The sequence below is a fragment of the Mycobacterium shottsii genome (assembly GCF_010728525.1).
GTDB classification, from domain to species: domain Bacteria; phylum Actinomycetota; class Actinomycetes; order Mycobacteriales; family Mycobacteriaceae; genus Mycobacterium; species Mycobacterium marinum.
In genome coordinates, this window is the sequence record NZ_AP022572.1 from 3,431,206 (window position 1) to 3,444,615 (window position 13,410).

Below are 13,410 nucleotides of genomic sequence, written 5' to 3' on the forward strand. Positions count from 1 at the left end.
TCAGGGGCCTCAGAAGGCTTCTTCGGAAATGCGCATGATCTCGTCGTCGATGGATTCGATGACGGCCCGCACTCCGGTCAGCTTCGGCAGCATGTTCTTGGCGAAAAAGGTCGCCACGGCGATCTTGCCTGTGTAGAAGGCCTCGTCGTCCTTGCTGGGGGAGTCGGCCAGCGCAGCGTGTGCGACGCCGGCCTGCACCAGCAGCCGCCAACCGATGATCAAGTCTCCGACCGCGAGCAGGTAGCGCACCGACCCGAGCCCCACCTTGTAGATGTCGGTCGGATGCTGGGCGGCCGACATCAGGTAGGTGGTCAGTGTGCCCGTCATCGCGGTGACGTCGTCGAGCGCGGTCTGTAGCAGCTCGGCTTGCGGTTTCAGCGACGGATCGACGTTGTCGATGGTCTGCGTGATCTGAGCCGTCACGAACTGCAGCGCCTGACCGTGGTCACGGACGATCTTGCGGAAGAAGAAGTCCAGTGACTGGATGGCGGTGGTGCCTTCGTAGAGGGAATCGATCTTGGCGTCGCGGATGTACTGCTCGATCGGATAGTCGGACAGGAAGCCGGAACCGCCCAGGGTCTGCAGCGACTCGGTGAGGATTTCGTAGGCCCGTTCCGACCCGACACCCTTGACCACCGGCAGCAGCAGATCGTCGACGCGGTGCGCCATGTCGTGGTCCGCGCCCGAAACCCGTTGCGCAACAGCGTCGTCCTGGTGCGCTGCGGCATACAGATACAGCGCCCGCAGCCCCTCGGCGTAGGCCTTCTGGGTCATCAGGCTACGGCGCACATCGGGGTGATGCATGATCGTGACCCGTGGCGCGGTCTTATCGGTCATCTGGGTCAGATCCGCGCCCTGCACCCGCTCCTTGGCATAGGCGAGTGCGTTGAGGTAGCCGGTGGACAGCGTCCCGGAGGACTTCACCCCGATCGTCATTCGCGCGTGCTCGATCACGGTGAACATCTGCGCGATCCCGTTGTGCACCCCGCCGACCAGGTAACCCACCGCGGGTACGTCGGTGGCGCCGAACGTCACCTCGCAGGTGGGGGAGGACTTCAGGCCCATCTTGTGCTCCAGGCCGGTCACGTAGACGCCGTTGCGCGGCCCGAGTTCCCCGGTGTCGGGATCGAACAAGTAGTTCGGGACGTAGAACAGACTCAGCCCTTTGGTGCCTGGACCGGCGCCCTCGGGACGGGCCAACACCAGATGGAAGATGTTCTCGCTCGTGTCGCCTACGTCACCACCGGAAATGAACCGCTTGACGCCTTCGATGTGCCAGGTGCCATCGGGTTGTTCGATGGCCTTGGCGCGGCCGGCGCCGACGTCAGAGCCCGCGTCGGGTTCGGTGAGCACCATGGTGGCCTGCCACCCACGCTCGATTCCCATTGCCGCCCATCGCCGTTGCTCCTCGTTGCCCTCGGCGTAGAGCGATTGCGCCATCGTCGGGCCCAGGATGAAGAAGCCCGCAGACGGGTTGGCACAGAAGATCATTTCGTTGACGGCCCAGGTCAGTGGCGGAGGGGCGGGCATCCCGCCGATCTCCTCGGCCAAGCCCAGGCGCCACCACTCGGCGTCTTTGATGGCCTGGACGGTCTTGACTAGCTCATCGGGCACGCTGATGGAGTGGGTGGCCGGGTCAAATACCGGTGGGTTGCGGTCCGCGGCGGCAAAGGTTTCGGCGACCGGGCCCTCGGCCAAGCGCGCCGCTTCGGACAGGATCGTACGAACGGTGTCGGCATCGAGTTCGCTGTACTTTCCGGTGCCGAGGACGGCGCCGACATCGAGAACCTCGAATAGGTTGAACTCGAGATCACGGACGTTGGCGATGTAGTGCCCCAATGCAGTTCCCTTCGACTCGGCTGATCGGCGCTTTCCGGGGCTTAGTCTCTCCGAGCGGGCAAAACGTACGCAACCGTAACCAGCCGCGGGCGGACTGACCTGCCACTAGCCGTTGGTGCCGTCCTGGCCGAACAGCAGCCCACGGGTTCCGCCCAGACCGTCGGTGCCGGTGCCACCGCCGGTGCCACCGTCGCCGCCATTGCCGATCAGCAGCGCGTTGCCACCGTTGCCGCCGTTGCCGCTGACTCCGCCGCCATCGACACCGGCCCCGCCGTTGCCGATGAGCCCGGCCTGGCCGCCCACCCCGCCGTTGGCGTGCGAGCCGCCGGTGCCGCCGATACCGCCGTTGCCGACGAAGAAGCCGGCGTTGCCGCCATCACCGGCGTTGCCGAACAGCAGCCCGCCATTGCCGCCGAGGCCACCGGTCCCCGCCAGACCGCTGGTACCGCCGGCGCCGCCCATACCGATTAGCAAGGCAGAGCCGCCGGATCCGGCGGTACTACCGGTGCCGCCCATACCGCCGGCCCCGCTGTTGCCGAGCAGCAGCCCTCCCGTGCCGCCGTTGCCGCCGAGCGCGCCCCCTCCGCCGGTTCCTCCGGCGCCACCACTGCCGAACAGGCCCGCGGCTCCACCGGATCCACCGGCCACCCCGGCGGTAGCTGACGAGAAGCCCTTGCCGCCATCGCCGATGAGCAGTCCGCCGGCCCCGCCGTTCGGGTTGGCGGCTGTCCCATCGGTGCCGTTACCGATCAGGGGACGGTTCAACAGCAACTGGGTGGGTGCGTTGATCACATCGAGCAGCGGCTGCAGAGGGTTGACGCTGGCAGCCTCCGCGGCGGTGTACGCCGCCGCGCCGCCGAACAGCGTTTGCACGAATCGCTCGTGAAACGCCGCAGCTTGCAGGCTCACGGCCTGGAAGCTCTGGCCGTGCGCACCGAACAAAGACGCGACCGCGGCTGACACCTCATCGGCCGGCGCGGCCGTCACGGCGGTGGTTTGAGTCGCCGCCGCCGAGTTCGCCGTCTCGATCAGTGATCCGATGCGAGCCAGGCTCCCGGCTGCCTCCGACACCCACTGAGTATCTGCAATCACGAATGACATCGCGCACCTCCAGTATGAAGCGTCAGCGGCCGAAGAATTTTACCCGCAGTTCTGCCGGGTTTGTTTGCCCATTGCGCATCCTTTCCTGACTGAAATTGCATGAACAAGGGCGCAATTCAGGCGGCATCTGAGGCCAGGAAGATGGGCGCGCGAGGTTGCCCTGAGTCCCCGGTTTCGGGCGCACGAAGGACGCCGGACATAAGCCGGCTTCGTTTACATTGCGGCTTGCCTTGTCGCAGTGACCAATTCAATCGCATACCGCAATGCAATCGAGATATTCCCGGGTTCTCGGCGTCCCTAGACTCGGTTCATCCTGACGAACTCCCACCCCCTCTGTGAGGCCGCCGGAATGACTTTGACCGCGTTTGAAGTGAGTGCTGCCGAGGCTTCGTCAGATCGGTTGGATCGCATTCCAAGTACCAGCGTTCGACCGTTGACTTGGCGTGCCGCGCTGTGGTCGGTCATGTCGGTGCGTTGGGCGGGATTCGCGCTGGCGCTGTTCTTGACCGGGCTGGTGGCCCAGCTCAACGGCGCTGCGCAGCCGGTCTGGTGGACGCTGTATCTGGCCTGTTATCTGGCCGGTGGGTGGGGTTCGGCCTGGGCTGGCGCTCAGGCGCTGCGGAATCGAGCCCTGGACGTGGATCTGCTGATGATCGTGGCCGCGATCGGAGCCGTGGTAATCGGGCAGATCTTCGATGGGGCGCTGTTGATCGTGATCTTCGCGACCTCCGGCGCACTCGATGATGTCGCGACCAAGCACACCGCTGACTCGGTCAAAGGGTTGTTAGACCTGGCGCCGGAGCAGGCAACGGTCTTCGATGTCGATGGCAACGAGCAGGTGGTGGCGGCCAGTGAGTTGGTGGTCGGCGATCGGGTCGTGGTGCGTCCGGGCGAGCGCATACCGGCCGACGGTGCGGTGCTGTCGGGATGCTCCGAAGTCGACCAATGCTCTATCACCGGCGAGTCTATGCCGGCTGCCAAGGGCCGTGGTGATGAGGTGTTCGCCGGCACCGTCAACGGCTCGGGGGTCTTGCAGTTGCTGGTCACCCGCGATCCGTCGCAAACGGTAGTAGCCCGCATCGTCGAGCTGGTGTCCGAAGCTTCGGCGACCAAGGCCAAAACTCAACTGTTCATTGAAAAGATCGAACAGCGCTACTCCATAGGTGTAGTCATCACCACCCTTGCGCTAATCGCCATTCCGCTGATGTTGGGTGTCCCGGTGCAGGTGGTTTTGTTGCGCGCGATGACATTTATGATCGTTGCCTCCCCGTGCGCAGTTGTGCTGGCGACCATGCCGCCGTTGCTTTCGGCGATCGCCAATGCCGGCCGGCACGGAGTGCTGGTCAAATCCGCGATTGTCGTGGAGCACCTTGCCGACACCGGAGTGGTCGCTTTGGACAAGACCGGAACATTGACATTTGGGCTGTCGCAATTGGCCATCGTCGAGCCGCTTAGTGCCGATGTCGGTATCAAGAAATTGCTTCAATTGGCAGCTGCCGCAGAACAATCCAGCGAGCATCCTTTGGGCCGGGCGATCGTGGAGGAGGTGCGTCGGCGCGGTGTCACCATCCGGGGGGCCGAGGACTTCCGCGCCCTGCCCGGTCGCGGAGTCCGGGCCAGCGTCGGCCGTGATTTTGTCGAGGTGTGCAGCCCGCACAGCTATCGGGGCGCCCCGCTGCCCGAACTCGCCCCGATCCTGGAGGCTGGTGCCACCGCGGCCATCGTCTTGCGTAACGGCTTCGCCATCGGGGTGCTCGGACTCACCGACCAGGTTCGTGCGGATGCGGCACCGTCGGTTGCGGCCCTGACCGCCTTGACCTCGGCTCCGCCGGTGCTACTCACCGGCGACAACCCATGCGCGGCCCAACGAGTCGCACAGCACGCCGGGATCACCGATGTCCGCGCCGCACTGCTGCCCGAGCAGAAGGTCGAAGCCGTTCAGGCGCTGCAGGCCGGCGGTCATCGGGTGCTCGTTGTCGGCGACGGTGTCAACGACGCGCCCGCCATGGCTGCGGCGCACACATCGGTCGCCATGGGTGCCGCCGCGGATCTGACGTTGCAGACGGTCGACGGCGTCACGGTGCGCGACGAACTGCACACCATTCCGACCCTCATCGGACTGGCTCGTCAAGCCCGCCGTGTTGTCATTGCCAATCTGTTCATTGCGGGAACCTTCATCAGTGTGCTGGTGTTGTGGGATCTGTTCGGGCAGTTGCCGCTACCGCTGGGGGTAGCGGGTCACGAAGGGTCCACCGTGCTGGTGGCGCTGAACGGCATGCGGCTGCTGACCAACCGGTCCTGGCGAGCCGCGGCATCGCCGGTGCGTTAGGCGCTGGTGAGCCAAGCGGTCAAAGCGGACAAATCCGCGGTTGCCCGCGACGTAGGCTCGATGCCGGACCGACGCGCGATGGGTTAGGAAGCCAGTGGCCACCGAAGATCTGACGGCAGCGAACTTCAAGCGGACCGTCCACGGAAACGACAGTGTGTTGGTCTATGTGTGGGCGCCGCTGTGCGCACCGTGCGACGTTTTCGCTCCGACCTACGAGGGGTCCTCGGACAAGCACCCCGACATCGTGCACGGCAAGGTCAACTTTGAGACCGAGCAGGAGCTGGTCTCCGCCGCGGCGGTCAAACACCTGCCCACGCTGATGGCGTTCAAGAAGGGCAAGCTGGTGTTCAAACAAGCCGGCATAGCCAACCCCGCGGTCATGGACGATCTGGTGCGGCACCTACGGGAGTACCGGATCGAGCCGGCGGTAGCCCAGAAGGGCCTGCTCTAGCCCCGCTTGCGTTCGCCGCAGGCTCGACCGGAACAAACCCGCCTCACCGCGGCGTTGTGGCTGATATGGCTACCCAAGACTTGACAGCTGCAAAGTTCAGCGAAACCGTCAACGACAACGACATGGTGCTCGTCGACTTCTGGGCTTCCTGGTGCGGCCCGTGTCGCGCGTTCGCACCCACGTTCCAGGCGTCCTCGGAGGCTCACCCCGACGTCGTGTATGCCAAGGTTGACACCGAGGCCGAGCAGGAGCTGGCCGCGGCCGCTCAGATCCGGTCCATTCCTACGTTGATGGCCTTCAAGAAGGGCAAGCTGCTGTTCAACCAACCCGGCGCGCTGCCCGCGGCGGCTCTCGAGGACCTGGTGCAACAGCTCAAGTCCTACGAAGTCGTCTAACGGTGGTTTAACAGCCGGCCAGCCCCGGTGCGCTGATGGCGGCATTACGCGCGGTGCTATGGCTCTACGCGATACCGTTCACGGGTGTCTTTGGTCCTGTTAGAGCACCCGCGTCCAGACATTGCGCTGGTTACCCTCAACCGGCGCGAGCGGATGAACTCCATGGCCTTCGACGTCATGGTGCCGCTCAAGGAGGTGCTCGAGGAGGTCAGCTACGACAATTCGGTGCGGGTGGTGGTGCTGACCGGGGCTGGCCGGGGTTTCTCGTCTGGCGCTGATCACAAGTCAGCGGGCGCCGTTCCGACCGTTGGGGGATTGACCCGGCCGACATACGCGCTGCGGTCGATGGAGCTGCTCGACGAAGTCATCCTGATGCTCCGGCGTTTGCATCAGCCGGTGATCGCCGCGGTCAACGGGCCGGCCATCGGTGGGGGACTGTGCCTGGCGTTGGCCGCCGATGTCCGGGTGGCCGCGGCCAGCGCGTACTTCCGGGCCGCCGGCATCAACAATGGGCTGACCGCCAGCGAGCTGGGCCTGAGTTACTTGTTGCCCAGGGCCATCGGGTCCTCGCGCGCCTTCGAGATCATGTTGACCGGCCGCGATGTCACCGCGGAGGAAGCCGAGCGAATTGGTCTGGTGTCCTGCCGGGTGCCCGATGGCCAGCTACTGGACACCTGTTACGCGATCGCGGCACGAATGGCGGCCTTCTCCAGGCCGGGAATTGAGTTGACCAAACGCACACTGTGGAGTGGACTAGACGCCGCTAGCCTGGAGGGGCACATGCAGGCCGAGGGGCTGGGCCAGCTCTTCGTCCGCCTGCTGACCGCAAACTTTGAAGAAGCGGTGGCCGCACGCGCCGAGAAGCGGCCGGCGGTTTTCACCGATGACAAGTAACACCACAACGCAGGGAGAGAGATCGTGATCACGGCCACGGACCTGGAGGTCCGCGCTGGCGCGCGTATCCTGCTCTCGCCTGACGGCCCGGACTTGCGGGTGCAACCTGGCGATCGGATCGGTCTGGTCGGCCGCAACGGAGCGGGCAAGACGACAACCTTGCGCATCCTGGCGGGCGAGAGCGAACCGTACGCCGGTTCGGTCACCCGATCCGGTGAAATCGGATACCTGCCACAGGATCCGAAAGAGGGCGACCTCGAAGTGCTGGCTCGCGATCGTGTGCTGTCGGCCCGCGGCCTGGACGTGTTGCTCACCGACCTGGAGAAACAGCAGGCACTGATGGCCGAGGTGGCCGATGACGCTGCCCGCGACCGCGCCATCCGCCGCTACGGCCAGCTCGAGGAGCGGTTCGTGGCGCTGGGCGGTTACGGCGCCGAAAGCGAAGCCAGCCGCATCTGCGCCAGTCTCGGCCTGCCCGAACGGGTGCTCACCCAGCAGCTACGTACCTTGTCCGGGGGCCAGCGCCGCCGGGTGGAGCTGGCCCGCATCTTGTTCGCGGCATCGGACACCGGCGCGGGTTCGTCCACCGTTTTGCTGCTCGATGAGCCGACCAACCATCTCGACGCGGATTCGGTTGGCTGGCTCCGCGATTTCCTGCGAGCGCATACCGGTGGGCTGATCATCATCAGCCACAATGTGGAGCTGCTCGCCGATGTCGTCAACCGGGTGTGGTTCCTGGACGCCGTTCGGGGCGAGGTCGACGTCTACAACATGGGCTGGCACAAGTACCTCGATGCCCGCGCTACCGACGAGCAACGTCGCCGCCGGGAACGCGCCAACGCCGAACGTAAGGCCACCGCGCTGCGGACCCAGGCTGCCAAGATGGGCGCCAAGGCGACCAAAGCTGTTGCCGCCCAGAACATGTTGCGCCGGGCGGACCGGATGATGGCCGCGCTCGATGAGGAACGTGTGGCCGACAAGGTGGCCCGAATCAAGTTCCCCACTCCGGCCGCCTGCGGCCGGGTGCCGCTGGTGGTCAAGGGGCTGAGCAAGACCTACGGGTCGCTGGAAGTGTTCACCGGCGTCGACTTGGCGATCGACCGGGGGTCGCGGGTGGTCGTGCTCGGTCTCAACGGTGCCGGTAAGACCACGCTGCTGCGCTTGTTGGCCGGTGTGGAGCACCCCGATACCGGCGGGCTGGAACCTGGACATGGTTTGCGGATCGGCTATTTCGCGCAGGAGCATGACACGCTCGACAACGACGCGACTGTTTGGGAGAACATTCGCCACGCCGCACCCGAATCCGGCGAGCAGGAGTTGCGCGGGCTATTGGGTGCGTTCATGTTCACCGGTCCGCAGCTCGACCAACCGGCCGGCACGCTCTCTGGTGGGGAAAAGACCCGGTTGGCGCTGGCCGGCCTGGTGGCCTCCACCGCGAACGTCCTGCTGCTCGACGAACCGACCAACAATCTCGATCCCGCCTCGCGCGAGCATGTCCTCGATGCGCTGCGCAGCTATCAGGGCGCGGTGGTGCTGGTGACACACGACCCCGGTGCGGCCGAGGCGCTCGATCCCCAGCGCGTGGTGCTGCTGCCCGACGCGACCGAGGACTACTGGTCCGACGAGTACCGGGACCTCATCGAGCTGGCCTGAATAGCCCCAGGCGATTTCGTCCAAAGTCGCCCTTTGGCGGCAGCGGGTTTCTACGCTAGGTGCCGGGGAGCGATGGAGGTGCCCATGCGAAAGTCAAAGAAGACGCGCGATCAGCTGCTGGATGAGTTGCGCCACGCCTACGAAGCCGGTGCCAGCATTCGCAATCTGGCTGCCAACACCGGCCGCTCGTACGGATCCGTTCACAGCATGCTGCGGGAATCCGGTACCACGATGCGCAGCCGCGGCGGGCCCAATCACCGTTCCCGGCCGCGCTAAATCAGCTGCGGCGCAACGAGTTCTCCACCAAGTCGAGAACGTCGGTGAGCCGTTGCGGATCCTCCCCGGATGCCAGTCGTGCAACCAGCCCGTCGAGAACCAGGTCCAGGTAGCACTGCAACACTTCGTTGGGAACGTCGTCGCGCACCCTGTTGGCCTGCTTCTGGCGACGTAGCCGATCGGTGGTCGCGGCCGCCAGCTCGGCGGAGCGCTCCGCCCACCCGCGGCTGAACTCCGGGTCGTTGCGCAGCTTGCGGGCGATCTCTAGCCGGGTGGCCAGCCAGTCGAACTGCTCTGGCGCGGCCAGCATGTCACGCATCACCTGGATGAGGCCTTCGCGGGATGCGACATCGGCCATCCGCTCGGCATCCTCATGTGCCAGCGCGAAAAACAGTGCGTCCTTGTCCCGGAAGTGGTGGAAGATCGCACCGCGCGACATGCCGATCGCCTGTTCCAGACGCCGGACCGTGGCCTTGTCGTAGCCGTACTCGGCAAAGCAACGGCGAGCGCCGTCGAGGATCTGGCGGCGGCGGGCCGCCAGATGGTCCTCGCTGACCTTGGGCACGGTTCGGGGCTAGCCCGACTTCAGCATGTTGCGCAGCACGTACTGCAGGATGCCGCCGTTGCGGTAGTAGTCGGCCTCACCCGGAGTGTCAATGCGCACCACCGCGTCGAACTCGATCGGGTCGGCACCGTCCTTGGTGGCCTTCACATGCACCGTCTTGGGCGTCTTGCCGGAGTTGAGCTCTTCAATACCGGTGACGTCGAAGGTCTCGGTGCCATCCAGGCCGAGCGACGATGCCGACTGCCTCGTGGGGAACTGCAGCGGAATGACGCCCATGCCGATCAAGTTGGAGCGGTGGATGCGCTCGAACGACTCGGCGATCACCACCCGCACGCCCAGCAGCAGCGTTCCCTTGGCCGCCCAGTCGCGAGACGAACCGGAACCATATTCCTTGCCGCCCAGCACCACCAGCGGAATGTTCTGTGCCGCATAGTTTTGCGCCGCGTCGTAGATGAAAGCCTGCGGCGCGCCATCCTGGGTGAAGTCGCGGGTGTAGCCGCCGGAGACATCGTCGAGCAACTGGTTGCGCAACCGGATGTTGGCGAACGTGCCGCGAATCATCACCTCGTGGTTTCCGCGTCGTGACCCGAAGGAGTTGTAGTCCTTGCGCGCCACGCCGTGCTCGTCGAGGTACTGGGCGGCCGGGGTGCCCGGCTTGATCGCGCCGGCGGGGGAGATGTGGTCGGTGGTCACCGAGTCGCCAAGCAACGCGAGCACCCGCGCGCCGGTGATGTCAGTGACCGGAGCGGGGGCAGCGGCCATCCCCTCGAAGTACGGTGGCTTGCGCACGTAGGTCGAGCTCTGGTCCCAGTCAAAGGTGTTGCCGCTGGGGGTGGGCAGGTTGCGCCAGCGCTCGTCACCTTTGAACACGTCGGCGTAGTTCTTGGTGAACATCTCCTGGTTGATCGCCGAGGCGATGGTGTCGGCGACGTCTTGCTGTGACGGCCAGATGTCACGCAAGAAGACGTCTTTGTCTTCCTTGTCGGTGCCCAGCGGCTGGTTCTCGAAGTCGAAGTCCATGGTGCCGGCCAGCGCATAGGCGACGACCAACGGCGGCGAGGCCAGGTAGTTCATCTTGACGTCGGGGTTGATCCGGCCCTCGAAGTTCCGGTTGCCCGACAGCACCGCGGCCACCGAGAGGTCGTTGTCGTTGACGGCCTTCGAGATCTCTTCGGGCAGCGGCCCGGAGTTGCCGATGCATGTGGTGCAGCCGTAGCCGACCAGGTAGAAGCCCAACTTCTCCAGGTACGGCCACAACCCGGCCTTGTCGTAGTAGTCGTTGACCACCTGAGATCCGGGCGCCATGGTGGTCTTCACCCATGGCTTGGAGGTCAGCCCCTTGTCGACGGCGTTGCGGGCCAGCAGCGCGGCGCCCAGCATCACCTCGGGATTGGAGGTGTTGGTGCAGGAGGTGATTGCGGCGATCACCACCGCGCCGTGGTCGAGCACGAACTCGCCGAGTTCGTCGGAGCGCACCCGCACGGGCTTGCTCACCCGGCCATCGGCGTGCGCGGCCGCGGAGTGGACGGCGGCGACATCGTCGTTGGCGAAGGTCAGTTGCCCGGGGTCGCTGGCCGGGAAGGTTTCCTCTACTACCTCGTCTAGTTTCGAGTGTTGGTCGTGTGCGGAGGAGTCGTCGCTGACGTAGTGAGTGATCTGTTCGCGGAAGGTGCCTTTGGCCTCGGACAAGACGATTCGGTCTTGCGGGCGCTTGGGCCCGGCGATGGACGGCACCACCTCGGACAGGTTGAGTTCGAGGTACTCGGAGAACACCGGCTCGTGCTTGGGGTCGTGCCACATGCCCTGTTCCTTGGCGTAGGCCGCAACCAGCGCCACCTGCTCAGCGGAGCGACCGGTCAACTCGAGGTATTTGATGGTCTCCTCGTCGATCGGGAAAATTGCTGCGGTGGAACCGAATTCGGGGCTCATGTTGCCCAGCGTGGCGCGGTTGGCCAATGGCACCGCGGCCACGCCCTCGCCGTAGAACTCGACGAACTTGCCGACGACGCCGTGCTTGCGCAGCATCTCGGTGACGGTGAGCACCACGTCGGTGGCCGTGACGCCGGGCTGGATCTCGCCGGTCAGCTTGAACCCGACCACCCGCGGGATCAGCATCGACACCGGCTGGCCGAGCATCGCCGCCTCGGCTTCGATGCCGCCCACGCCCCAGCCCAGCACGCCGAGGCCGTTGACCATGGTGGTGTGCGAGTCGGTGCCCACGCAGGTGTCGGGATATGCCACGCCGTCACGGTCCATCACCACGCTGGCCAAGTATTCGATGTTGACCTGGTGCACGATGCCGGTGCCGGGAGGTACCACTTTGAAGTCGTCGAAAGAGCCTTGCCCCCAGCGCAAGAACTGGTAGCGCTCGCCGTTGCGCTGGTATTCGATCTCGACGTTGCGCTCGAAGGCGTCGGCCCGACCGAACAGGTCGGCGATCACCGAGTGGTCGATCACCAGGTCGGCGGGGGCCAGCGGGTTGACCTTGTCGGGCTGGCCGCCGAGATCTCCGATGGCTTCACGCATGGTTGCCAGGTCGACGATGCACGGCACCCCGGTGAAGTCCTGCATCACAACGCGGGCGGGGGTGTACTGGATTTCGATGCTGGGTTCCGCTTGCGGGTCCCAGTTCGCAATGGCCTCGATGTGATCCTCGGTGATGTTGCTGCCGTCCTCGTTGCGCAGCAGGTTCTCGGCGAGCACTTTGAGGCTGTAGGGAAGCTTTTTGGTGTTTGGGACGGCGTCGAGACGATAGATCTGGTAACTCTTGTCGCCGACCTCGAGGGTGTTGCGGGCTCCGAACGAGTTCACAGAATCTTTGCTGGTCACATCAACTCCCAAGGATTAAATTCTCCCGCCAACGGGCCGTGTCGACGGGGCTTCAAATGCGCAAAGTAACATTAACAGTACGCTTGTCCTGCATTGCGTTGGCACTCGCACTGTCAGTCTTGTCGCGCGGGGCGCGTGGCGGAAACCCATTTTTCGACTCGACCGCGGGAGGTGGCCCCACGACCTGCCTACTGTCAGGCTAGGGTGGCCGCGGTAGCCGGAATTCACCCGGGTGTGACGGCATCATCCGGCCGTCCGGCGCGCGAGCCGAACCCGTGGGCCAACGCGGCAGAAAGGACGTCATGAGCGGACCAGAAACTATCCCGTTCCTGCCGGCCTACATCCCGCAGGACGTCGACATGGCGGCGGTCAAGGCCGAGGTCGCCGCGATCGGCGTCAGCGCTCCACCCGAGGCACTGCCCGGACTGGTCGAGGTGGTCAGCCAAGCGCAGCACGACGGAATAAATCTCAAGATCGTGCTGATCGACCACAACCCTCCCAACGACACCCCGCTGCGGGACATCGCGACCGTCGTCGGCGCCGACTACCCGGATGTGACGGTGCTGGCGCTGAGCCCGAGCTATGTCGGCAGCTACAGCAAGGAGTTCCCTCGCGTCACCCTGGAGGCGGGGGAGGACCATTCCAAGACGGGCAACGCCGTCCAGTCCGCACAGAACTTTTTGAACGAGCTCGATACACCCGAGTTTCCCTGGACCGGATTGACAATCTTTTTGCTGATTGGGGTGCTCGCGGCAGCGGTCGGAACCCGGTTCATGCAGCTGCGCGCCAGGCGATCAGCAACCTCTCCCGAGGTTGCTCATGCGGTGGCCGAGCCGGCTGACCCAGGGGTTTAGCCATTTAGAAGGGCATTTCTGGCATTTGCGCGGATCTACTCCGTCTGTCGGTGGCAAACGCGCTAGATAACCGTTCGGTCACATTAAATGCACGTAGCGGGCGCACTTTGTGACATACGTTTCCTTTGCGTCAAGTGTGACGTACGGTGCGAATGGTGATTGTGATGTTTTTGGCGCTTTCCGTACCAACAGGCGCCGTCCGTCCGGTTTAAGCCATAGGAGAC

The 13,410-nt window shown here is 64.9% G+C and carries 10 protein-coding genes and 1 pseudogene; 7 read left to right on the plus strand and 4 right to left on the minus strand.

Going from position 1 to position 13,410, the window contains the following annotated elements:
• Nucleotides 1-9 precede the first annotated feature (9 nt).
• Entirely contained in the window at nucleotides 10-1,839 is a 1,830-nt protein-coding gene (locus G6N41_RS15840) for an acyl-CoA dehydrogenase (RefSeq protein ID WP_020728605.1), read from the minus strand.
• Nucleotides 1,840-1,944: 105 nt separating this feature from the next.
• Nucleotides 1,945-2,940 carry a PE family protein gene (locus G6N41_RS15845; protein WP_198913322.1) on the minus strand — a complete coding sequence of 332 codons (996 nt, stop codon included), beginning with the start codon at nucleotides 2,938-2,940 and terminating at the stop codon, nucleotides 1,945-1,947.
• A 349-nt stretch (nucleotides 2,941-3,289) separates the two neighbouring features.
• Here G6N41_RS15845 and G6N41_RS15850 point away from each other — a divergent pair, with 349 nt between their 5' ends.
• The 6 genes and pseudogenes from G6N41_RS15850 to G6N41_RS15875 all read left to right on the plus strand — a co-directional run bounded on the left by G6N41_RS15850 (nucleotide 3,290) and on the right by G6N41_RS15875 (nucleotide 8,938).
• The gene (locus tag G6N41_RS15850; RefSeq protein ID WP_198913323.1) at nucleotides 3,290-5,269 is read left to right on the plus strand and encodes a heavy metal translocating P-type ATPase; all 1,980 of its coding nucleotides are present in this window, start codon (nucleotides 3,290-3,292) and stop codon (nucleotides 5,267-5,269) included.
• Nucleotides 5,270-5,363: 94 nt separating this feature from the next.
• On the plus strand, nucleotides 5,364-5,720 hold the full coding sequence (locus tag G6N41_RS15855) for a thioredoxin family protein (protein WP_020728608.1): 357 nt from the start codon (nucleotides 5,364-5,366) through the stop codon (nucleotides 5,718-5,720).
• A 65-nt stretch (nucleotides 5,721-5,785) separates the two neighbouring features.
• Complete coding sequence (gene trxA, locus G6N41_RS15860) at nucleotides 5,786-6,115, plus strand: thioredoxin (RefSeq protein ID WP_020724990.1); 330 nt, start codon at nucleotides 5,786-5,788, stop codon at nucleotides 6,113-6,115.
• Nucleotides 6,116-6,187: 72 nt separating this feature from the next.
• Nucleotides 6,188-7,009, plus strand: a pseudogene (locus G6N41_RS15865) (enoyl-CoA hydratase); the annotation flags it as partial.
• Between the two features lie 24 nt (nucleotides 7,010-7,033).
• The gene (locus tag G6N41_RS15870; RefSeq protein ID WP_198913325.1) at nucleotides 7,034-8,662 is read left to right on the plus strand and encodes an ABC-F family ATP-binding cassette domain-containing protein; all 1,629 of its coding nucleotides are present in this window, start codon (nucleotides 7,034-7,036) and stop codon (nucleotides 8,660-8,662) included.
• 84 nt (nucleotides 8,663-8,746) lie between these two features.
• Nucleotides 8,747-8,938, plus strand: a complete 192-nt coding sequence (locus G6N41_RS15875; RefSeq protein ID WP_011739624.1) for a helix-turn-helix domain-containing protein — start codon at nucleotides 8,747-8,749, stop codon at nucleotides 8,936-8,938.
• Nucleotide 8,939: 1 nt separating this feature from the next.
• On the opposite strand, the gene G6N41_RS15880 is transcribed toward G6N41_RS15875, so the two are convergent.
• Both G6N41_RS15880 and G6N41_RS15885 read right to left on the minus strand, forming a co-directional pair.
• Nucleotides 8,940-9,503, minus strand: a complete 564-nt coding sequence (locus tag G6N41_RS15880; RefSeq protein ID WP_011739625.1) for a TetR/AcrR family transcriptional regulator — start codon at nucleotides 9,501-9,503, stop codon at nucleotides 8,940-8,942.
• Nucleotides 9,504-9,512: 9 nt separating this feature from the next.
• Nucleotides 9,513-12,332, minus strand: a complete 2,820-nt coding sequence (locus G6N41_RS15885; protein ID WP_198913326.1) for an aconitate hydratase — start codon at nucleotides 12,330-12,332, stop codon at nucleotides 9,513-9,515.
• Between the two features lie 302 nt (nucleotides 12,333-12,634).
• Here G6N41_RS15885 and G6N41_RS15890 point away from each other — a divergent pair, with 302 nt between their 5' ends.
• Nucleotides 12,635-13,186 carry an Rv1476 family membrane protein gene (locus tag G6N41_RS15890; RefSeq protein ID WP_198913327.1) on the plus strand — a complete coding sequence of 184 codons (552 nt, stop codon included), beginning with the start codon at nucleotides 12,635-12,637 and terminating at the stop codon, nucleotides 13,184-13,186.
• Nucleotides 13,187-13,410: the final 224 nt, after the last annotated feature.

Excerpts from the sequence above, each read along its gene's own strand:
- G6N41_RS15845 (WP_198913322.1), bottom strand. The coding sequence starts at position 2,940 with ATGTCATTCGTGATTGCAGATACTCAGTGGGTGTCGGAGGCAGCCGGG.
- G6N41_RS15850 (WP_198913323.1), top strand. The coding sequence starts at position 3,290 with ATGACTTTGACCGCGTTTGAAGTGAGTGCTGCCGAGGCTTCGTCAGAT.
- trxA (WP_020724990.1), top strand. The coding sequence starts at position 5,786 with ATGGCTACCCAAGACTTGACAGCTGCAAAGTTCAGCGAAACCGTCAAC.
- G6N41_RS15875 (WP_011739624.1), top strand. The coding sequence starts at position 8,747 with ATGCGAAAGTCAAAGAAGACGCGCGATCAGCTGCTGGATGAGTTGCGC.
- G6N41_RS15890 (WP_198913327.1), top strand. The coding sequence starts at position 12,635 with ATGAGCGGACCAGAAACTATCCCGTTCCTGCCGGCCTACATCCCGCAG.